Annotated in this window: 18 protein-coding genes; 7 read left to right on the forward strand and 11 right to left on the reverse strand. The window is 71.9% G+C overall.

The window, feature by feature from the left end:
* Nucleotides 1–49 precede the first annotated feature (49 nt).
* The 3 genes from AC2EAQ_RS07985 (at nucleotide 50) to AC2EAQ_RS07995 (ending at nucleotide 2,143) form a co-directional block, all read left to right on the forward strand.
* Nucleotides 50–1,033: a Bug family tripartite tricarboxylate transporter substrate binding protein gene (locus tag AC2EAQ_RS07985; protein ID WP_484641809.1), complete on the forward strand. Its 984-nt coding sequence runs from the start codon at nucleotides 50–52 to the stop codon at nucleotides 1,031–1,033.
* Nucleotides 1,033–1,824, forward strand: coding sequence for an alpha/beta hydrolase (locus AC2EAQ_RS07990; protein WP_484641814.1), 792 nt, complete (start codon nucleotides 1,033–1,035; stop codon nucleotides 1,822–1,824). The genes AC2EAQ_RS07985 and AC2EAQ_RS07990 overlap by 1 nt, the downstream gene beginning before the upstream one ends.
* Nucleotides 1,825–1,930: 106 nt before the next feature.
* Nucleotides 1,931–2,143, forward strand: coding sequence for a hypothetical protein (locus AC2EAQ_RS07995; protein ID WP_484641818.1), 213 nt, complete (start codon nucleotides 1,931–1,933; stop codon nucleotides 2,141–2,143).
* Nucleotides 2,144–2,163: 20 nt separating this feature from the next.
* Here AC2EAQ_RS07995 and AC2EAQ_RS08000 read toward each other — a convergent pair whose 3' ends face one another.
* Genes AC2EAQ_RS08000 through AC2EAQ_RS08050 form a run of 11 tightly spaced genes read right to left on the reverse strand, consistent with a single transcriptional unit; the run spans nucleotide 2,164 to nucleotide 13,430 of the window.
* Entirely contained in the window at nucleotides 2,164–3,399 is a 1,236-nt protein-coding gene (locus AC2EAQ_RS08000; RefSeq protein ID WP_484641823.1) for a lanthionine synthetase C family protein, read from the reverse strand.
* 3 nt (nucleotides 3,400–3,402) lie between these two features.
* On the reverse strand, nucleotides 3,403–4,521 hold the full coding sequence (locus AC2EAQ_RS08005; RefSeq protein ID WP_484641828.1) for a CaiB/BaiF CoA transferase family protein: 1,119 nt from the start codon (nucleotides 4,519–4,521) through the stop codon (nucleotides 3,403–3,405).
* Between the two features lies 1 nt (nucleotide 4,522).
* Nucleotides 4,523–5,575, reverse strand: a complete 1,053-nt coding sequence (locus AC2EAQ_RS08010) for an alcohol dehydrogenase (RefSeq protein ID WP_484641833.1) — start codon at nucleotides 5,573–5,575, stop codon at nucleotides 4,523–4,525.
* A gap of 51 nt (nucleotides 5,576–5,626) precedes the next feature.
* The gene (locus tag AC2EAQ_RS08015) at nucleotides 5,627–6,346 is read right to left on the reverse strand and encodes an ABC transporter ATP-binding protein (protein ID WP_484641837.1); all 720 of its coding nucleotides are present in this window, start codon (nucleotides 6,344–6,346) and stop codon (nucleotides 5,627–5,629) included.
* A 1-nt stretch (nucleotide 6,347) separates the two neighbouring features.
* Nucleotides 6,348–7,109, reverse strand: coding sequence for an ABC transporter ATP-binding protein (locus AC2EAQ_RS08020; RefSeq protein ID WP_484641842.1), 762 nt, complete (start codon nucleotides 7,107–7,109; stop codon nucleotides 6,348–6,350).
* The gene (locus AC2EAQ_RS08025) at nucleotides 7,102–8,112 is read right to left on the reverse strand and encodes a branched-chain amino acid ABC transporter permease (RefSeq protein ID WP_484641846.1); all 1,011 of its coding nucleotides are present in this window, start codon (nucleotides 8,110–8,112) and stop codon (nucleotides 7,102–7,104) included. Before AC2EAQ_RS08025 ends, AC2EAQ_RS08020 begins: the two co-directional genes overlap by 8 nt.
* Nucleotides 8,109–8,987 (reverse strand): branched-chain amino acid ABC transporter permease, encoded by an 879-nt coding sequence (locus AC2EAQ_RS08030; RefSeq protein WP_484641851.1) that lies wholly within the window; start codon nucleotides 8,985–8,987, stop codon nucleotides 8,109–8,111. The genes AC2EAQ_RS08025 and AC2EAQ_RS08030 overlap by 4 nt, the downstream gene beginning before the upstream one ends.
* Nucleotides 8,987–9,787 carry an alpha/beta fold hydrolase gene (locus AC2EAQ_RS08035; protein WP_484641854.1) on the reverse strand — a complete coding sequence of 267 codons (801 nt, stop codon included), beginning with the start codon at nucleotides 9,785–9,787 and terminating at the stop codon, nucleotides 8,987–8,989. The genes AC2EAQ_RS08030 and AC2EAQ_RS08035 overlap by 1 nt, the downstream gene beginning before the upstream one ends.
* A complete protein-coding gene (locus AC2EAQ_RS08040) occupies nucleotides 9,784–11,382 on the reverse strand; it encodes a benzoate-CoA ligase family protein (protein WP_484641859.1) in 1,599 nt (532 codons plus the stop codon). Before AC2EAQ_RS08040 ends, AC2EAQ_RS08035 begins: the two co-directional genes overlap by 4 nt.
* Nucleotides 11,379–12,953: a 3,4-dehydroadipyl-CoA semialdehyde dehydrogenase gene (locus tag AC2EAQ_RS08045; protein ID WP_484641862.1), complete on the reverse strand. Its 1,575-nt coding sequence runs from the start codon at nucleotides 12,951–12,953 to the stop codon at nucleotides 11,379–11,381. Before AC2EAQ_RS08045 ends, AC2EAQ_RS08040 begins: the two co-directional genes overlap by 4 nt.
* A gap of 6 nt (nucleotides 12,954–12,959) precedes the next feature.
* Nucleotides 12,960–13,430, reverse strand: a complete 471-nt coding sequence (locus tag AC2EAQ_RS08050) for a 4-hydroxylaminobenzoate lyase (RefSeq protein WP_484641866.1) — start codon at nucleotides 13,428–13,430, stop codon at nucleotides 12,960–12,962.
* Nucleotides 13,431–13,526: 96 nt separating this feature from the next.
* Here AC2EAQ_RS08050 and AC2EAQ_RS08055 point away from each other — a divergent pair, with 96 nt between their 5' ends.
* The 4 genes from AC2EAQ_RS08055 to boxA all read left to right on the forward strand — a co-directional run bounded on the left by AC2EAQ_RS08055 (nucleotide 13,527) and on the right by boxA (nucleotide 19,175).
* Entirely contained in the window at nucleotides 13,527–14,489 is a 963-nt protein-coding gene (locus tag AC2EAQ_RS08055) for a helix-turn-helix transcriptional regulator (protein ID WP_484641869.1), read from the forward strand.
* A 114-nt stretch (nucleotides 14,490–14,603) separates the two neighbouring features.
* Nucleotides 14,604–16,262, forward strand: a complete 1,659-nt coding sequence (gene boxC / locus AC2EAQ_RS08060) for a 2,3-epoxybenzoyl-CoA dihydrolase (protein ID WP_484641873.1) — start codon at nucleotides 14,604–14,606, stop codon at nucleotides 16,260–16,262.
* A 34-nt stretch (nucleotides 16,263–16,296) separates the two neighbouring features.
* Nucleotides 16,297–17,724, forward strand: coding sequence for a benzoyl-CoA 2,3-epoxidase subunit BoxB (gene boxB / locus AC2EAQ_RS08065; protein ID WP_484641878.1), 1,428 nt, complete (start codon nucleotides 16,297–16,299; stop codon nucleotides 17,722–17,724).
* A gap of 167 nt (nucleotides 17,725–17,891) precedes the next feature.
* Nucleotides 17,892–19,175: a benzoyl-CoA 2,3-epoxidase subunit BoxA gene (gene boxA / locus AC2EAQ_RS08070; protein ID WP_484641883.1), complete on the forward strand. Its 1,284-nt coding sequence runs from the start codon at nucleotides 17,892–17,894 to the stop codon at nucleotides 19,173–19,175.
* Nucleotides 19,176–19,185 lie beyond the last annotated feature (10 nt).

Below are 19,185 nucleotides of genomic sequence, written 5' to 3' on the forward strand. Positions count from 1 at the left end.
CGAGGCGGCCGACCGCGGCCGCCGCCCCGAGAACCCGAGGAGAAATGCCATGACCCAGATCCAACGCCGCCAGATGCTGCTGGCCGCCGCCGCCACGGCCCTGCCGCTGGGCGCGCGCGCCCAGGCGATCGAGCAGCCCAAGTTCCTGTACGGCTTCCCGGCCGGCAGCGCCGGCGACATCGTCTGCCGCCGCGTGGCCGAGAAGGTGGCCGGCACGCCCTACGCGCGCAATGCGGCGATCGTCGAGAACAAGCCCGGCGCCGGCGGCCGCATCGCGCTCGACGCGCTGAAGATCTCCCCGGCCGACGGCTCGGTGCTGGCGCTGTCGCCCTACTCCACGGTGTCGATCTACCCGCATGTCTACCGCAAGCTGAGCTACGACCCGGTGGCCGACTTCGTGCCGGTGTCGATCGCGGCGATCATCCACCACGGCTTCGCCGTCGGCCCGATGGTGCCGGCCAGCGTGACCGACGTGAAGGGCTTCGTGGCCTGGGCCAAGGCCAACCCGGACAAGGCCAACTACGGCTCGCCCGCGGCCGGCTCCACGCCGCACTTCCTGGGCGCGCTGCTGGGCCTGTCGCAGAACTTCGACTTCAAGCACGTGCCCTACCGCGGCTCGGTGCCCGGCATCACCGACGTGGTCGGAGGCCAGATCGCCGGCATGTTCACGCCGGCCGGCGACTTCCTGGCCAACCACCGCGCCGGCAAGCTGCGCCTGCTGGCCACGTCGGGCAGCAAGCGCCTGCCGTTCGCCCCGGACGTGGCCACGTTCGCCGAGCAGGGCTTCGGCGACCTGACCACCGAGGAGTGGTTCGGCTTCCACGCCCCGGCGCGCACGCCGGCCGCCGTGGTGGCGGCCGCCAATGCCGCGATCAACGCGGCGCTGCGGGACAAGTCCGTGATCGACGGCCTGGCCGTCGTCGGCCTGCCGGCCCAGGGCTCCACGCCCGACGAGATGGCGCGCAGCCAGGCTGCCGAGCTGGCGCGCTGGGCGCCGCTGGTCAAGCGCATCGGCTTCACCGCCGACAGCTGATGCGCGCGCGCGGCGCGGCGGCGGTGCTGGCGCTGGCCGTCGCGCTCGCCGGCGCCCCCGGCGGCGCCGCCCGCGCCCAGGGCCAGGCCCTCGACGTGCCCACCCGGGCCGGCGTCACCACGTCGGTGTGGTGGGTGCCCGTGGCCGGGGCGCGTGCCACGGTGCTGCTGTTTCCCGGCGGCGACGGCGGCTTCGGCCGCATCGAGGACGGCCGCGCCACCAGCCGCAACTTCCTGGTGCGGTCGGTGCCGCTGTTCCAGGCCCGCGGCCTGAACGTGGCGGTGTTCGGCCGCCCGAGCGACAAGCCCGGGCTCGACTACGCCGACCGCGTGGCCGAGCCGCACCTGGCCGACATCGAGCGCGTGCTGGAGGACCTGCGCACGCGCAGCGCCGCGCCGGTGTGGCTGGTGGGCACGAGCCGGGGCACGGTGTCGGCCACGGCGGCGGCGATCCGGCTGCAGGGCCGGGTGGCCGGGCTGGTGCTGAGTTCCAGCGTGGTCAGCCCGCGCCGCACCGGCGCGGTGCCGACCCAGGACCTGGCCGCGCTGCGCCGCCCGGTGCTGGTGGTGCACCACGCGCAGGACGCCTGCCCGATCTGCGCGCCGGCCGACGTGCCCGCCGTCCTGCGCGGCCTGACCCAGGTGGCCGACAAGCGCCTGTGGCTGGTGCAGGGCGGCGGCCCGCCCGAGGGAGACCCCTGCAGCGCACTGCACTGGCACGGCTTCGTCGGGCAGGAAGCGCTGGTGGTGGGTACCATCGCCGACTGGATCGACGCGCACCCCGTGCGCTGACGGGCGCCGCGGCATGGCGGTGCCGGGGCTCCATCGGTGCTTTTGTTGCGCCAGGGCAGTGTCGGTCCGGGAACTCATGACGCAAGATCGGTATCCAGGCTCTGTCGTGAACAAGCTCCACCCCGCCGCCCAAGCCTCCCGACCGGACCGCCGGTCGGGCTCGGACCGCCGCAAGGTCGACAAGGGCCCGCCCAAGGGTCTGCGCGAGCGCCGCGTCAGCGTCGAGCCGCGCAAGCCCGAAGTGCAGGAAGTGGAGATCAGCCCGTCCGACTGGGCCAGCCTGACCGACCTGCCGCTGCCCAAGCCGCCGTCGCGCTGAGCACGGCCCGCGGCAGCAGGTCAGGCCGGCGGCCAGAACACGTCGAGCGTCGGGAACGCGGCGCGGCCGCGCAGGCAGTCCCACAGGTAGATGGCGAAGCCGGGGTCGCCGGTCCACAGCGAGAAGCGCTGCTGCCCGTGAGCCGCTTCGTCGGCGCGCGTCTGCTCGATGCCGTGCATCGCGAACGCGCGCGCCCGCTCCAGCCACCGCGGGTCGCCGGTGCGCTCCCACAGCCGCAGGAAGGCATAGCCGTTGCCGCCGGTGCCGTGGCACAGGTTCGAGCCCTTGGCCAGCGGCCCGGCGTGCCAGGTGGCCTCGCCGGCCTCCAGCAGCAGGGTGTCGAGCGCCGTGCCCGCGGGCAGCGCGGACAGGTTGACCACGAAGCCGGGCGCGCCATGGCAGTACTGCATCAGCATGCGCGGCGCACTGCCGGGCGGCGTGTCGAGCCAGGCGCGCCAGCTCGTCCGGCCGTCCTCGCGCGTGGCGGTGCGGGCCACGGTGTCGACGATCATCGCCTGCCACGCCGCCGCCTGTGCGGCGGGCAGCAGGTGCAGGCCGCGCAGGGCCACGAAGGCCGTGCCGGCGAAGCCGTGCACCGCGTCGATGTAGCTGCTGCAGCGGCCGTACATGTCCTGCGTCCAGTAGTGGCAGGCATGCTCGTCGGACCACAGCCGCTGCGACCACAGCTTCTCGGCGCTGCGCCGGAACAGGTCGGCCCAGCGCGGGTCGTCGGCGCCGAAGCGCTCGTGCAGGTGCAGTGCGGCCAGCATCGTGCCGGGAGCGCCCCAGAGCAGTTCCCGCGCCGGGTGGTCGAGGTTGCGCTCGATCAGCGCGGCGAGCTGGTCGGCGCGCCCGGCCGTGGGCTCGCGGCCCTGCATCATCATCAGCACCGGGGTGTCGCCCATCAGGTACGACGCCGTCTCGTCCTGCGAGCCGTCGTGGTCGAGCCAGGCCCGGTTGCGCTCCAGCACCTGCTGCAGCGCCGCCAGCCCGAACGCCGGCCGCTGCGGCGTGGCGCCCACGCCGTGCAGGTAGTCCAGCGCCCAGATCACGCCGGCCGCACCGAAGTACAGCGTGTAGTTCGGCTCGCCGGCCTTGTCGCCGCCGTCGGCGTCGCGCGCGTGCATCGGCCACCAGCCGCCGCTGTCGAAGCGGCTCACGGTGTCGCGGACGATGTGGTCGATGGTCTCGCGGGCGCGGTCGGCGTCCCAGGGCAGCGGTCGCAGCGGTTCGTGGCGGGCGGGGTCGTGCAGCATGGCTCAGGCTTCCGGGTCGCCGCTGCGCCGGGGCGGCGGCAGGCGGTAGGTGGCCGGCGTGCGCGACAGCTTGATCGGCGAGGCCACGCCGCGGTAGTGCTCGCCGATGGACACCACCATGCCGCGGTGCGCGGTATGCGGGTCCGCCAGCGCGGTCGGGATGTCGCGGATCGGCGCGCAGGGCACGCCGGACCGGATCAGCCGGTCGGCCAGCGCGTCGCAGTCGGCAAACGCCGCCAGCCGGGCTTCGAGCAGCGGCTTGAGCGCCTCGCGATGGCGGTTGCGCAGGGTGTTGTTCACGAAGCGCGGGTCGGTGGCCAGCTCCGGCGCGCCGATGCCGTCGCACAGCCGCCCGAACTGGCCGTCGTTGCCCACCGCCAGGAAGATCGGCGTGCCGCCGGTGGCGAAGGTGTCGTAGGGGCAGATGTTCGGATGCGCATTGCCGCTGCGGCCGGGCACGCGCGACGGGTCGAGCAGGTGGTTGGCGCTGTGCGGATGCAGCGCCGACAGCCCGCAGTCGTACAGCGCCGACTCGACGAACTGGCCGCGGCCGCTGCGCTCGCGCTCCTTGAGCGCGAACATGATGCCCAGCGCCGCGTTCAGGCCGGTGACGATGTCCACGATGGGCACGCCCAGGCGCACGCCGGGCCGGTCGGCGTCGCCGTTGACCGTCATCAGGCCGACCAGGGCCTGGATCGCCGCGTCGTAGCCGGGCAGGCCGCCGCGCGGGCCGTCGGCGCCGAAGCCGCTGACGCGGCAGTGCACCAGGCGCGGGAAGCGCTCCTGCAGCATCGCCTGCCCGAGGCCCCAGGCCTCCAGCGTGCCGGTCTTGAAGTTCTCCACCAGCACGTCGGCGTCGGCCAGCAGCGCGAGCAGCCGCTCGCGCGGGCCGGGCTGCGACAGGTCCAGCGTGATGCCGCGCTTGTTGCGGTTCAGGCCGAGGAAGTACGAGGCCGTGCCGTCGGCGTCGAACGGCGGCCCCCAGCCGCGCGTCTCGTCGCCCTGCGGCGGCTCGACCTTGAGCACGTCGGCGCCGTGGTCGGCCAGGATCTGGGTGCAATACGGCCCGCCGAGCACGCGCGACAGGTCGACGATGCGGATGCCTTCGAGGGAGCCTGCCATGTCAGGCCACCAGCACGATGCGCCCGCGCACGCGGCCCGCGCGCAGGTCGGACAAGGCCGCATCGGCATCCTCGAGCGGGCGCTCGACGACCGGCAGCTCGGGCAGCGGCTGCTCGTGGGCCAGCGCGAACAGCTCGCGCAGCTCGTCGAGGCTGCCGACGTAGGAGCCCTGCACCGTCACCGCGCGCATTGCCAGCATCACCGGCGTGACCGTGGCCGCGCCGCCCATCAGGCCCACGCACACCAGGTGGCCGCCCTTGCGCAGCGCGCCATAGCCGAAGCTGAAGCTGGTGCCCGCGCCGACGAAGTCGATCGCCGCGGCGGCGCCGCCGCGCGTGGCCTTGACCAGGGCGCGCACCGCGCCGTCGGCGCGCGGGTCCACCACCTCGGCGGCGCCGGCCTCGCGCGCGAGGTCCCACTTGGCCGGGTCCACCTCGGCCACCACGACGGTGGCGTCGGGCTGCAGGCGCCGCGCCAGCCGCACCGCCGACAGCCCCACGCCGCCGGCGCCGATCACCAGCAGCGTGTCGCCGGGGGCCAGCGGCGCGATCTTCTTCAAGGCGCTGTAGGCGGTGACGCCGGCGCAGGCATAGGTGCAGGCCTGCGACGCGGGCAGGCGGCCATGGTCGAGCAGCACGTCGGGGCTGCGCACCAGCACATGATCGGCAAAGCCGCCGTCGCGGTGCACGCCGATGGCCTGCGGATACGGGCACAGGTGCTGGCGGCCGCCGGTGCAGGTGCTGCACTGGCCGCAGCCGAGCCAGGGGTAGACCACACGCCGGTCGCCGGGGGCCACGCCGCGCGCGTCGGGCCCCAGGGCCACCACGGTGCCGGCGATCTCGTGGCCGAGCACGCGCGGCAGGCCCAGGCCCTTGCTGACGTCGAGCTTCTGGCCGTCGCCGAGGTCGTAGTAGCCGTCCTGCAGGTGCAGGTCGGAATGGCACACGCCGCAGCGGTCCACGCGCAGCAGCACCTCGGTGCCCTGCGGCACCGGCGTATCGCGCAGCACCCGGGCCAGGGGTCGGCCGAAGGACTCGACGGGGTGACAGATCACGCAGGCTCCTCCACGGCGGCACCGGCCGCCGCGCGGCATGATGCCACTGCGCTAGACGCCCAGGTAGGACGCCAGCTCGTCGCTGCCGCGCAGGTCGGCCGCGGCGCCGGCCAGCACCACGAGGCCCTTCTGCAGCACCACGGCGCGGTCGCACTGCGCCAGCACCTTGCGGTAGTCGCGGTCGACGATCAGCGTGGCGATGCCGCTGGCGCGGATTTCGCCGATGACGCGCCAGATGTCGGCCACGATCAGCGGCGCCAGGCCCTCGGTAGCCTCGTCCAGGATGATCAGCTCGGGCTGCGTCATCAGCGCGCGGCCGATCGACAGCATCTGCTGCTCGCCGCCGGAGAGCTGGCCGCCGAGGTGGCCCACGCGCTCGGACAGGCGCGGAAAGGTGGCCATCACGCGCTCGTAGCTCCAGCCGGTGGCCGCGCTGCGCGGCGCGCGCGCGGCCATCACGAGGTTCTCGCGCACCGACAGGTTCGGGAACACGCCGCGGCCCTCGGGCACGTAGGCCACGCCCAGGCGCGCCACCTCGTGCGGCCGGGCGCGGCTCATGTCGTGGCCGAACAGGCGGATGCGGCCGTCGCGCTGCGACACGTGGCCCAGCACGGTGCGGATCAGCGTGCTCTTGCCCATGCCGTTGCGGCCGAGCAGGCCGACGGTCTCGCCGCGGCCGACGGCCAGGTCCACGCCGTGCAGCACGTGGCTGGAGCCGTACCAGGCCTGCACGCCGCGGGCGTCGAGGATCGGGGAGTCGGCAGCGCTCATCTCAATGTCCGCCGAGATAGGCGGCCTGCACTTCGGCGTTGCTGCGCACCGCCTCGGGCGTGTCCGACGCGATGACGCTGCCATTGACCATCACGGTGATGCGGTCGGCGATGCGGAACACGGCGTCCATGTCGTGCTCGACCAGCAGGATCGCGTGGCCCTCGCGCAGCTCGGCCAGCAGTTCGAGCATTCGGTCGGTCTCCTCGGCGCCCATGCCGGCCAGCGGCTCGTCCAGCAGCAGCACCTCGGGCTCGGTGGCCAGGCACATCGCGATCTCGAGCTGGCGCTTCTGGCCGTGCGACAGCAGGCCGGCCTGGCGGTCCAGCAGGTCGGCCAGCCCGGCACGCTGCGCCGCGCGCTGCGCGCCGGCCCGGCTGACGTCGCAGCGCTGCGCGTCCTGCCACCAGTGCCAGGGCTTCTGCGTGCGCGCCTGCGCGGCGAGACGGCAGTTCTCGAACACGGTGAAGTTGGGGTAGATCGTGGTGCGCTGGTAGCTGCGCCCGAGCCCGGCGCGGGCGCGCCGCGGCTGCGTCCAGCCGGTGACGTCCTGGCCGAGCAGCTCGACCGTGCCCTCGGACGCCGGGATCTCGCCCGACAGCATGTTGATCAGCGTGCTCTTGCCCGCGCCGTTGGTGCCGATCACGGCGTGCACAGCACCGCGCGCGAAGTCCAGCGACACCTGGTTCACGGCCACCAGGCCGCCCCAGCGGCGGGTCAGGCCGCGGCAGCCCAGCAGCACCTCGCCGACGACCGCCTCAGGCATCGCCGGTCTCCTTGGGGGCGGTGGCCGCGCGGCGCGACGCCGCGCCCACGAGGCGCGCGCGCCATTGCGACGGCAGGCCCACCAGGCCGCGCGGCAGCAGCGCCACGCTGACGATGATGGTCAGGCCCAGGCCCAGGTGCCAGTGCTTGGCGAAGCTGCCGAACACCGCCTCGGACTTGAACAGCTCCTGCAGCAGCGCGAAGGCGAAGGCGCCGATCAGCGCGCCGCGCAGGTGGCCGATGCCGCCCAGGATGATCATGATCAGTACCGCGCCGGACTGGTGCCAGGACAGCAGCTCGGGGTTGACGAAGCCGTCCTTCACCGCGAACAGGAAGCCGCCCAGGCCGGCCAGCCCGCCCGACACCGTGAACGCCGCCAGCTTGTACGGGTAGGTGGAGAAGCCCGTGGCCCGCATGCGCTGCTCGTTGACGCGGATGCCGTCGAGCGCGCGGCCGAAGCGCGAGCGCCTCAGCACGGCCAGGAACACGAACACCGCGGCCAGCATCGCCAGCGTGAAGCCGTAGAACACGAGCGGCTTGTCGAGGTCGATCAGGCTGCCGAGCACCGGCTTGACGTTCAGGTAGATGCCGTCGGTGCCGCCGCCCAGCGGCGTGTCGTGCACCACGTAGTAGGCCATCTGCGCGAAGGCCAGCGTGACCATGATGAAGTACACGCCCTTGGTGCGCAGCGACAGCGCACCGACCACCAGCGCATAGGCCGCGGCCAGCAGCACGCTCGCGGGCAGCAGCCACAGCAGCGACGCCGCCTCGGTCTCGGGCGAGAGCTTCACCGCCGTGTACGCGCCGATGCCGAAGAACGCGGCCTGGCCGAAGCACACCAGGCCGGCGCCGCCGACCAGCAGCTCCAGGCTGAGCGCGAAGATCGCCAGGATCATGATCTTGGTGACGAGGTCGATGCCGAACTTGCCCGCCACCAGCGGGTACAGCGCCAGTGCCGCGAAGCACAGCAGCACGAAGGCGAGCTTGCTCTTGTCCCCGGTCATGCCTTGAACAGCCCGTCGGGGCGCCAGAGAAGGATGAGCGCCATCAGCACGTAGACCAGCACGCCGGCCGCGCTGGGCAGCAGCACCTTGCCGAAGGTGTCGACGATGCCGATCAGCAGCGCGGCCAGCAGCGCGCCGCGGATCGAGCCGATGCCGCCGATGACCACCACCACGAAGCAGATGATCAGCACCGAGTTGCCCATGCCGGGGTACACCGACGACACCGGCGAGGCCACCATGCCGGCCAGCACCGCGATGGCCACGCCGGCGGCGAACACCACGCGGTACAGGAAGCTGATGTCCACGCCGAGCGACTGCACCATCTCGCGATTGGTGCTGCCGGCGCGGATCATCATGCCCAGCCGGGTGCGCTTGAACACGAAGTACATGCCCAGCGCGAGCGCCAGGCACACGCCGCTGATGAACAGGCGGTACACCGGGTACTGCTGCACGTCCGACAGCTGGATGCTGCCGGCCAGCAGCGGCGGGATCGGCACGCCGTGCACGTCGTCGCCCACCAGCAGGCTGCGCAGTTCCTCGAACACGAGGATCAGGCCGTAGGTCATCAGCACCTGCTGCAGGTGCTCGCGCTCGTACAGGTAGCTGTAGAACGCCCACTCGAGCACGTAGCCCAGCACCACCGACAGCACCACGCCCACCGCCAGCGTGGCGAAGAAGCCGCCGCCGAAGGTGGCCGCCACGAAGGGCGCCAGCGCGTAGGCCATGTAGGCGCCGATCATGTAGAAGCTGCCGTGCGCGAGGTTGATCACGCCCATGATCCCGAAGATCAGCGTCAGCCCGCTGGCCACCAGGAACAGCAGCAGCCCGTACTGCAGCGCGTTCAGGCACTGGATCAGGAAGGTGGCGAAGTCCATCAGGGGCTGGGCGTGTGCTTGCGCAGGAAGGCCGCCACGGCCCGGGTCAGTGCCTCGGGCTGGTCGCGGTGCGGCGAGTGCGCGCAGTGTGCCAGTTCCAGCAGCTCGGTCTGCGGCAGGCGGCGCGCGATGCCGCGCACCTGCTCCAGCGTGCCGTACTCGTCGTCCACGCCCTGCACCGCCAGCAGCGGGCAGGCGATGGTGCGGATCTCCTCCTCGATCGACCAGCTTCGGAAGGCGGGGTCGAGCCAGATGCGGTTCCAGCCCCAGAAGGCCGAGTCCGGGTCGTCGTGATGGCGCGCGAGGCGGCCGCGCAGGTCGCCGCCGACGTAGGCGTCGCGGGCGCGGGCGATGTTGCGCACGCTGACGTCCTCCACCAGGATGTGCGGCGCCAGCACCACGGCGCCGGCCAGCGCCTGCGGCCGGTGCGCCGCGTACAGCAGCGCGATCGAGCCGCCGTCGCTGTGGCCCACGAGCCAGGGCCGGGCGTCCTGCAGGCCCAGCGCCGCCAGCAGCGCGGGCAGCACCTCCAGCGCCTGGCGGTGCATGAAGTCCGGCGCCCAGGTTTCGTCCTGTGCGCGCGGCGTGGATCGGCCGTAGCCGGGGCGCGAGTACACCAGGCCGCGCGCGCCGGTGGCGTCGCACAGCCGGGCCGGGAAGTCGCGCCACATCGACAGCGAGCCCAGGCCCTCGTGCAGAAACACCAGCAGCGGCGCGCCGGGGCGCGGCGCCCCGACGAACGCATGCTCGATGCGCACGCGCCGGCCGCGCCAGTCGATGTCGACGAAGGCGGAAGTCACTGCGCCGACGCCTCCTGCTCGCGCAGCCGGAAGCGCTGGATCTTGCCGGTGGCGGTCTTGGGCAGGTCGGTCACGAAGACGATCTGGCGCGGGTACTTGTAGGGCGCCAGCTTGTCCTTGACGAAGGCCTTGAGCTCGTCGGCCGTGGCCTGGCCGCCGGGCTTGAGCACGACGAAGGCCTTGGTCTTGGTCAGGCCCTCGGCGTCGGGCACGCCGATCACCGCGGCCTCGAGCACGGCCGGGTGCTGCACCAGCGTGGCCTCCACCTCGAACGGGCTGACGTAGATGCCGCTGACCTTGAGCATGTCGTCGCTGCGGCCGCCGTAGGTGTAGCTGCCGTCGTCGTTGCGGATGTACTTGTCGCCGCTCTTGGTCCAGCCGCCCTGGAAGGTCTCGCGCGTCTTCTGGCGGTTGCCCCAGTACATCATCGCCGCCGACGGGCCGGCGATGTACAGGTCGCCGGGCTCGCCGTCGGGCACCGGGCCGCCGTCGTCGCCGCGCAGCGCGATCTCGTAGCCGGGCACCGGCCAGCCGGTGGTGCCGTAGCGCACGCGGTCGGGCCGGTTGGAGATGAAGATGTGCAGCATCTCGGTGGAGCCGATGCCGTCGACGATGTCGACGCCGAAGTGCGCCTTGAAGCGCTGGCCCAGTTCCGCCGGCAGCGCCTCGCCGGCCGAGGACACGAGCCGCAGCGCGACGTCGCCGCGCGTCGGCAGCGCCGGGCTGGCGAGCATGCCGGCAAAGCCCGTGGGCGCACCGAAGAACACCGTGGGCCGCAGCCCGGCCAGCGGGGCGGTGGCGCCGATCCAGCGGCGGAAGGTCGCGTCCGGCGTGGGCCGCTCGGCCATCAGCACCGTGGTCGCGCCCACGCTCATCGGGAAGGTCAGGCCGTTGCCTAGCCCGTAGGCGAAGAACAGCTTGGCCGCGGAAAAGCACAGGTCGGTCTCACGCAGGCCCAGCACGTTGCGGCCGTAGAGCTCGGACGTCCAGTACGGGTTGGCGTGCGAATGCACCGTGCCCTTGGGGCGGCCGGTCGAGCCCGACGAGTAGAGCCAGAAGCCGGGATCGTCGGCGCCGGTGGCCGCGGGGCGCGCCAGCGGCGACTGCGCGGCGAGGAAGGCCTCCAGCTCGACCTCGGACGGATGCAGCGGCGCCACCGGGCGCGACACCACCACCTTGCCCACCTCATGGTCCGACTTGACCATCGCGGCGGTCAGCGTGGGCAACAGTGCGCCCGATACCAGCACCGCCTGCGCGCGGCTGTGCTCGAGCATGTAGGCATAGTCGTCCGCGGTGAGCAGGGTGTTCACCGCCACCGGCACCACGCCGGCATACATCGCGCCCAGGAAGGCCAGGGGCCAGTCGGTGCAGTCCTGCATCAGCAGGAGCACGCGCTCCTCGCGCTTGAGCCCGAGCGCGCGCAGGCCTGTGGCGAGGCGGCGCACGCGGTCCGCCAGCTCGCCATAGGTGACCCGGCCCAGGTCGTCGATGAAGGCGGTCTTGTCCGGGCGCGACGCGTTGAGCGCCAGCAGGTGCTGCGCGAAGTTGAAGGGCTCCGGCGGCGCCGGCACGTTGGCGTTGTCGGTCTGGGTCATGCGAGGTCTCCGGTCCGGTCCAGGTGGTCGAGCACCGCGGTGCTGGCCTGCACGGCAGCGCGTCGGTGATGGAAATTCAGGGCGCGCAGGCCGCCCAGTTCCTCGCCGCCCCCGGCGCGGCCGGGGCCGCCGTGCACGGACTGCGGCATCACGTTGCCGTGACCCGTGTGGGTCGAGGCGACGTCGGGACTGACCACGTGCACGCGGCCGTGCAGCGCGGCCAGCTCGATCGAGGCGTCGGCCAGCGCGCGCGGGTCGCTGCCGTACACGGACGCCACCAGCGAGCCCTGGCCGCGCGCCACCAGCGCCATCGCATGCGCGTCGTCGCGGTAGGGCACGAGCGTGGCCACCGGGCCGAACACCTCGGTGTCGTGGACGAGGTCGCAGGCGTCGCTGCCGTCGGCGCTGCGCGTGCCCAGCAGCGTCGGGCCGACGCAGCAGGCGAGCGCCGGGTCGGCGTCCAGCAGCGCGTGCGTGGCGCCGTCGTGCAGCGTCTCGGCCTGCTGCTGCAGCCGCGCCAGGCCCTGGCGCACGCTGTCGAGCTGCGCCCGGCTGACGAGCGCGCCCATGCGCACCGACTCGTTGCGCGGGTTGCCGACCGTGGTGCGGGCCAGGCGCGCGCCGATGGCCTCGGCGGCGACGGCGTAGCAGGCCTCGGGCACGAGCACGCGCCGGATGGCGGTGCACTTCTGGCCCGACTTCTGCGTCATCTCGCGGGCCACCTCGCGCACGAGCAGCTCGAAGGCCTCGCCGCCCGGCGCCTCGCCCGGCAGCAGCAGCGCGCTGTTCACGCTGTCGGCCTCGATGTTGACGCGCACGGAGCGCTGTGTCACCGCCGCGTGCGAGCGGATCAGCGCCGCGGTGTCGGCCGAGCCGGTGAACGACACCGCGTCGAACGGCTCCAGCGCGTCCATCAGGCCGGCGCCGCTGCCGCACACCACCGACAGGGCCCCCGGGGGCAGCACGCCGGCGTCGACCACGTCGCGCACCATGCGCTGGGTCAGCCAGGCGGTGGCGGTGGCGGGCTTGACGACCACGGGCACGCCCGACAGCAGGGCCGGCGCGGCCTTCTCCCACAGCCCCCATCCCGGGAAGTTGAAGGCATTGATGAACAGCGCCAGCCCGCGCGAAGGCACCCACACGTGGCGCCCCTGGAACAGCTCGTCCCGGGCCAGTCGCACCGCGTCGCCGTCCGGCAGGTGGCGGCGATCGCCGAGGGTGTCGCCCAGGCGGGCGTAGGTGGACAGGGTGTAGATGCCGCCGTCGATGTCCACCGCCGAGTCGGACTTGACGGTGCCGCTGTTGGCGGTGGAGATGGCCTCGTAGTCGGCGCGGTGCGCCTGCAGCACCTTCACCGCCGCGGCCAGCAGGGCTGCGCGCTGTCGGTAGGTGAGCGCGCGCAGCGCCGCGCCGCCCTGTTCGCGGGCAAAGGCAAAGCCGGCCCGCAGGTCCAGGCCGGTGGCGTCGACGCGCACCAGCTCGTCGCCCAGCACGGGGTCGACGAGCGGCGTGGCCGTGCCCTGGCCGGCGACCCAGCGGCCGCCGAGATGGTTGAGCAGCAGTTCGGTCATGTCAGCCTACCGGGTGAACTCGATCGCGCCCTGCGGCAGCAGGTACAGCACCAGCGCGCGGCCGCCGCTGACGGTGGGGCGGTGCGCGCTGCCCGGCGCCATCACCACCCAGCCGGCGGCACGGCCGTCGAATCGGGCGTCGCCGCCCAGGGGCATCACGAGGTCGATCTCGCCGTTCGGGTGCGTGTGGTGCGGGCCGGCGATGTCGGCCATGTCCACCACGTCCACCGAGAACCCCTGCAGGTCGTCGGCGGGCTTGAAGATGCGGCCGTAGCGGATGCCGCCGCCCTCGCGGTTGCACAGCCAGCCCGCGGCCACGCCGGCCTCGCAGGCCTCGCGCAGGCCGGCGTAGGTGGCGCTGCCGACGCCGTGTTCGTGGTTGAGCCAGGCGTCCAGCGCGGCGTCGAGCGGCCGGCCGGCCATCGCCGCGGTGAGCGCGGCCACACGGGCGCGGAAGTCTTCGGGGGTGATCGGCATCGCGGTCTCCTTCGGTCGGCCTGTCCCGCCTCAGGCTTGCCTTCGGCGGGAGCATGCAGTATTGTGCGTGCCGGACTCTAGGAGTCGAGACGGCTCATGTCAAGCACTATATTGCAGCAACCCTCCGTGGGGCAGGAAAACACCGAGGCCCCGGCGGGGGAGGACGAGGCCAAGAACCCGTTCCTGGTGGCCCTGGGCGAGCGCGCCCGCGCCCTGCGGGCCCGACGCGGCATGACCCGCAAGGCCCTGGCCGCCGCCGCCGACGTGTCGGAGCGCCACCTCGCCAATCTGGAGTACGGCGTCGGCAATGCGTCGATCCTGGTGCTGCTCCAGGTCGCGCGGGCGCTCCAGTGCTCGCTGGCCGAGCTGATCGGCGATGTGAGCACGTCCTCACCCGAGTGGCTGATGCTGCGCGAGATGCTCGAGGGCCGCGACGAGGCCACGCTGCACCGGGTGCGCGTGGCAGTGGGCGAACTGCTCGGCACCGGCGGCACCAACACCCGCTCGGCGACCGGACAGCCGCGTCGCCGCAGCGAACGCGTGGCCCTGGTCGGGCTGCGCGGGGCCGGCAAGAGCACGCTCGGGGCGATGCTGGCCGAGGACCTGGGCTACCCCTTCGTGGAACTGAGCCGCGAGATCGAGAAGTTCGCCGGCTGCAGCATCAGCGAGATCCAGGCGCTGTACGGCCAGAACGCCTATCGCCGCTACGAGCGCCGCGCCCTGGAAGAAGCGATCCAGATCTACCCGGAAGCGGTGATCGCCACGCCCGGCGGCCTGGTCTCCGACCCGGCCACCTTCAACCTGCTGCTGGCGCACTGCACGACGGTCTGGCTGCGGGCCTCGCCGGAAGACCACATGAAGCGGGTCACGGCCCAGGGCGACACGCGCCCGATGGCGGCCAGCCGCGAGGCGATGGACGACCTGAAGTCCATCCTCGCCGGCCGCGCCGCCTTCTATTCGAAGGCCGAGTTCCAGGTCGACACCAGCGCCCATCCGCTGCAGCCCACGTTCGAGACGCTGCGGTCGGTGGTGCGCGAGGCCCTCGATCTGCCCCGCTGAAGGTCAACACGCAAAAAAGTGCAGATTTCTGTTGACATCGGGATTTCAAGCACTATCATGCATGTCATCCCAGGCGCTGCCGCCGGCAGCACAGTGCATCACCAGGAGCCCGCCGTGACCGAATCCACCCGCGTCGACTACCAGACCGATCCGTCCCAGTACAAGCACTGGAAGCTCAAGTTCGAAGGCCCGGTCGCCACGCTGGCCGCCGACTTCGACGAGAACGCCGGCCTGCGCCCCGGCTACAAGCTCAAGCTCAACAGCTACGACCTGGGCGTGGACATCGAGCTGAACGACGCCATCCAGCGCATCCGCTTCGAGCACCCCGAAGTGCGCACGGTGGTCGTCACCAGCGCCAAGGACAAGGTGTTCTGCTCCGGCGCCAACATCTTCATGCTGGGCGTCTCCAGCCACGCGTGGAAGGTGAACTTCTGCAAGTTCACCAACGAAACCCGCAACGGCCTGGAGGACTCCTCGCGCCACAGCGGCCTGAAGTTCCTGGCCGCCGTCAACGGCGCCTGCGCCGGCGGCGGCTACGAGCTGGCCCTGGCCTGCGACGAGATCATCCTGGTGGACGACCGCAGCAGCGCCGTCAGCCTGCCCGAGGTGCCGCTGCTGGGCGTGCTGCCCGGCACCGGCGGCCTGACCCGCGTGACCGACAAGCGCAAGGTGCGCCACGACCTGGCCGACATCTTCTGCACCACCAACGAAGGCGTGCGCGGCCAGAAGGCCAAGGACTGGAAGCTGGTCGACGACATCGCCAAGCCCGCCGCGTTCGCCGCCAAGGTGCAGGAGCGTGCGATGCAGATGGCCCAGCAGAGCGACCGGCCGGCCGGCGCCAAGGGCGTGGTCTTCGGCCCGCTGGCCCGCACCATCGAAGCCGATGCGCTGCGCTACCCGCATGTCACGGTGGAGATCGACCGCAGCCGGCGCACCGCCACCTTCACCGTGAAGGGCCCGCAGAGCGCCCAGCCGACCGACGTGGCCGGCATCGAGGCGGCCGGCACCGGCTGGTACCCGCTGGCGCTGGCGCGCGAACTGGAAGACGCCATCCTGCAGATGCGCACCAATGAACTCGAGATCGGCACCTGGCTGGTCAAGACGCAGGGTGACGCCGCCGCCGTGCTGGCCGTGGACGCCACGCTGAAGGCGCATGCCGGCCACTGGCTGGTGCGCGAGACGGTGGGCTACCTGCGCCGCACCTTCAGCCGCCTGGACGTGAGCAGCCGCAGCCTGTTCGCGCTGATCGAGCCCGGCTCGTGCTTTGCCGGCAGCCTGCTCGAACTGGCCCTGGCCTGCGACCGCAGCTACCACCTCGCCCTGCCCGACGACGAGGCCAAGGCCCCGAAGATCACGCTGAGCGATGCCAACTTCGGCCTGTACCCGATGGCCACCGAGCAGACCCGCCTGGGCCGCCGCTTCTACGACGACGCCACGCAGATGGCCGCCGTGCGCGCCGCCATCGGCCAGAGCCTGGACGCCGACGCCGCCTTCGCGCTGGGCCTGGTCACCAGCAACCCGGACGACATCGACTGGGGCGACGAGACGCGCATCGCCATCGAGGAACGCGTGGCCATGAGCCCCGACGCGCTGACCGGCATGGAAGCCAACCTGCGCTTCAACGGCAAGGAGAACATGCACACCCGCGTGTTCGGCCGCCTCACCGCGTGGCAGAACTGGATCTTCCAGCGCCCCAACGCCGTCGGCGAGAAGGGCGCGCTCAAGGTCTACGGCAAGGGCGACAAGGCCGCCTTCGACTGGAACAGAGTTTGACGACCCGCACGCACAGCATCGATCGGAGACTGACATGAGCACCATCAACTACAGCGAGAAGATCCCCAACAACGTCAACCTGAGCGAGGACCGCACGCTGCAGCGCGCGCTCGAACAGTGGCAGCCGAGCTTCCTGAGCTGGTGGGACGACATGGGCCCCGAAGGCAGCCCGAACTACGACGTGTACCTGCGCACCGCCGTCAGCGTCGACCCCGAAGGCTGGGCCCAGTTTGGCCACGTGAAGATGCCCGACTACCGCTGGGGCATCTTCCTGAACCCGGGCGAGAAGGACCGCAAGATCCACTTCGGCGACCACCTCGGCGAAGCCGCCTGGCAGGAGGTGCCCGGCGAGTACCGTGCCAATCTGCGCCGCATCATCGTGACGCAGGGCGACACCGAGCCCGCGAGCGTGGAGCAGCAGCGCCACCTCGGCCTGACCGCGCCGAGCAACTACGACCTGCGCAACCTGTTCCAGGTGAACGTGGAAGAGGGCCGGCACCTGTGGGCCATGGTCTACCTGCTGCACAAGTACTTCGGCCGCGACGGCCGCGAGGAAGGCGAGGCGCTGCTCGAACGCCGCAGCGGCCAGGAGGACAACCCGCGCATCCTGCAGGCCTTCAACGAGAAGACGCCCGACTGGCTGAGCTTCTTCATGTTCACCTACTTCACGGACCGCGACGGCAAGTTCCAGCTGTGCGCGCTGGCCGAGAGCGCCTTCGACCCGCTGGCGCGCACGACCAAGTTCATGCTCACCGAAGAGGCGCACCACATGTTCGTGGGCGAGTCGGGCGTCAGCCGTGTCATCCAGCGCACCTGCGCGGCCATGAACGAGCTCAAGACCGACGACCCGAAGAAGCTGCGCGAGGCCGGCGTGATCGACCTGCCGACGATCCAGCGCTACCTGAACTTCCACTTCAGCGTGACGGTCGACCTGTTCGGCGCCGACGAGTCGAGCAACGCCGCCACGTTCTACAGCACGGGCCTGAAGGGCCGATTCGAAGAGGGCAAGCGCACCGACGACCACCAGCTGCGCAGCCAGACCTACCGCGTGCTGCAGGCCGTGGGGGGCCAGCTCGTCGAGAAGGAAGTGCCGATGCTCAACGCGCTGAACGAGGTGCTGCGCGACGACTACATCAAGGACAGCGTGGCCGGCGTCGGCCGCTGGAACAAGGTGATCGAGAAGGCCGGCATTCCGTTCCGTCTGACCACGCCGCACAAGGCCTTCCACCGCAACATCGGCGCGCTCGCCGGCGTGAAGGTGTCGCCCGACGGCCGCGTGGTGAGCGAGGCCGAGTGGGCCGCCAAGCACGACGACTGGCTGCCCAGCGGCGCCGACCGCGCCTTCGTCGCGAGCCTGATGGGCCGCGTCGTCGAGCCGGGCAAGTTCGCCAACTGGATCGCGCCGCCGCCCATCGGCATCAACCGCCAGCCGGTGAACTTCGAGTACGTCCGGTTTAACTGATCCCCCCCGTTGCGGCTTCGCCGCTCCCCCGGAACCCGGAGGGTTCCTTTCAGGAACCAGGGGGGCGACGCCAGGGGACCGGCGGAGCCGGGTCACCGGCGTCTGCTGGTCGACGCGCGCTCTTGGCGCTGGAAGGCGTCCTTTGTGTGTGAGATGCTTTGCCTACTATGAATGCACCTCTTGAGGCTGGGCTGATCCAGCAGCACCTGATCGATCCGGAGATCTGCATCCGGTGCAACACCTGCGAGGCGACGTGCCCGGTGCAGGCGATCACGCACGACTCGCGCAACTACGTGGTCGACGCGGAGAAGTGCAACCTGTGCATGGCCTGCGTGCCGCCCTGCCCCACGGGCAGCATCGACAACTGGCGCACGATGCCGAAGGTGCGCGCCTACTCGGTGGCGGATCAGCTGACCTGGGACACGCTGCCGGCCGAGCTGGCGCCCGACGAACTGGGCGCGGCGGCGGGCGACGCCGCCCCGCCCGCGGCGGCGCCGGCCCCGTCGGCCGCGGCGCACGCCGAGCCGGGCACCGGGCCCGCCTTCAGCAGCGCGCAGTACGGCGCCACGCTGCCGCCGTGGAGCGCGGCGCATGCCTACACCAACCTCTACGGCCCCAAGGCGGCCGACAAGCACGTGGTGGCCACCGTCACCGGCAACGTGCGCGTCACCGAGGTCGGCCGCGAGTACGACACGCACCACGTGGTGCTGGACTTCGGCGCGATGCCCTTCCCCGTGCTGGAAGGCCAGAGCATCGCGGTGATCCCGCCCGGCACCGACGCGTCGGGCCGGCCGCACCACCCGCGCCAGTACAGCGTGGCCAGCCCGCGCAACGGCGAGCGCCCGGGCTACAACAACGTCTCGCTGACCATCAAGCGCGTGCTGGAGGACCACCAGGGCAAGCCGGTGCGCGGCGTGGCCAGCAACTACATGTGCGACCTGCAGGTCGGCGACAAGGTGCAGGTGATCGGGCCGTTCGGCGCCAGCTTCCTGATGCCCAACCACCCGAAGAGCCACATCGTGATGATCTGCACCGGCACCGGCAGCGCGCCGATGCGGGCGATGACCGAGTGGCGGCGGCGCCTGCGCCAGTCGGGCAAGTTCGAGAGCGGCAAGCTGATGTTGTTCTTCGGCGCGCGCACGCGCGAGGAACTGCCCTACTTCGGCCCGCTGCAGAACCTGCCGAAGGACTTCATCGACATCAACTTCGCCTTCAGCCGCACCGCCGGCCAGCCGCGCAAGTACGTGCAGGACGCGATGCGCGAGCGCGCCGCCGACCTGGTGGCGCTGCTGTCCGATACCAACGCCTACTTCTACGTCTGTGGCCTCAAGGCGATGGAGGAAGGCGTGGTGCGCGCGCTGCAGGACATCGCGCGCGGCGCCGGGCTCGACTGGGACGCCATCGCGGCGCAGCTCAAGAGCCAGGGTCGGCTCCACCTCGAAACCTACTGATGGCGCCCCC

This window comes from Aquabacterium sp. T101 (genome assembly GCF_057219775.1).

What these genes read in the sequence shown, in the direction of transcription:
- AC2EAQ_RS07990 (WP_484641814.1), top strand. Translation starts at nt 1,033, where the DNA reads ATGCGCGCGCGCGGCGCGGCGGCGGTGCTGGCGCTGGCCGTCGCGCTC.
- AC2EAQ_RS08005 (WP_484641828.1), bottom strand. Translation starts at nt 4,521, where the DNA reads ATGGCAGGCTCCCTCGAAGGCATCCGCATCGTCGACCTGTCGCGCGTG.
- boxB (WP_484641878.1), top strand. Translation starts at nt 16,297, where the DNA reads ATGAGCACCATCAACTACAGCGAGAAGATCCCCAACAACGTCAACCTG.
- AC2EAQ_RS08055 (WP_484641869.1), top strand. Translation starts at nt 13,527, where the DNA reads ATGTCAAGCACTATATTGCAGCAACCCTCCGTGGGGCAGGAAAACACC.
- AC2EAQ_RS08040 (WP_484641859.1), bottom strand. Translation starts at nt 11,382, where the DNA reads ATGACCCAGACCGACAACGCCAACGTGCCGGCGCCGCCGGAGCCCTTC.
- AC2EAQ_RS08020 (WP_484641842.1), bottom strand. Translation starts at nt 7,109, where the DNA reads ATGCCTGAGGCGGTCGTCGGCGAGGTGCTGCTGGGCTGCCGCGGCCTG.
- AC2EAQ_RS08030 (WP_484641851.1), bottom strand. Translation starts at nt 8,987, where the DNA reads ATGGACTTCGCCACCTTCCTGATCCAGTGCCTGAACGCGCTGCAGTAC.
- AC2EAQ_RS07985 (WP_484641809.1), top strand. Translation starts at nt 50, where the DNA reads ATGACCCAGATCCAACGCCGCCAGATGCTGCTGGCCGCCGCCGCCACG.
- AC2EAQ_RS08000 (WP_484641823.1), bottom strand. Translation starts at nt 3,399, where the DNA reads ATGCTGCACGACCCCGCCCGCCACGAACCGCTGCGACCGCTGCCCTGG.
- AC2EAQ_RS08025 (WP_484641846.1), bottom strand. Translation starts at nt 8,112, where the DNA reads ATGACCGGGGACAAGAGCAAGCTCGCCTTCGTGCTGCTGTGCTTCGCG.
- boxA (WP_484641883.1), top strand. Translation starts at nt 17,892, where the DNA reads ATGAATGCACCTCTTGAGGCTGGGCTGATCCAGCAGCACCTGATCGAT.
- AC2EAQ_RS08050 (WP_484641866.1), bottom strand. Translation starts at nt 13,430, where the DNA reads ATGCCGATCACCCCCGAAGACTTCCGCGCCCGTGTGGCCGCGCTCACC.
- AC2EAQ_RS08015 (WP_484641837.1), bottom strand. Translation starts at nt 6,346, where the DNA reads ATGAGCGCTGCCGACTCCCCGATCCTCGACGCCCGCGGCGTGCAGGCC.
- AC2EAQ_RS08045 (WP_484641862.1), bottom strand. Translation starts at nt 12,953, where the DNA reads ATGACCGAACTGCTGCTCAACCATCTCGGCGGCCGCTGGGTCGCCGGC.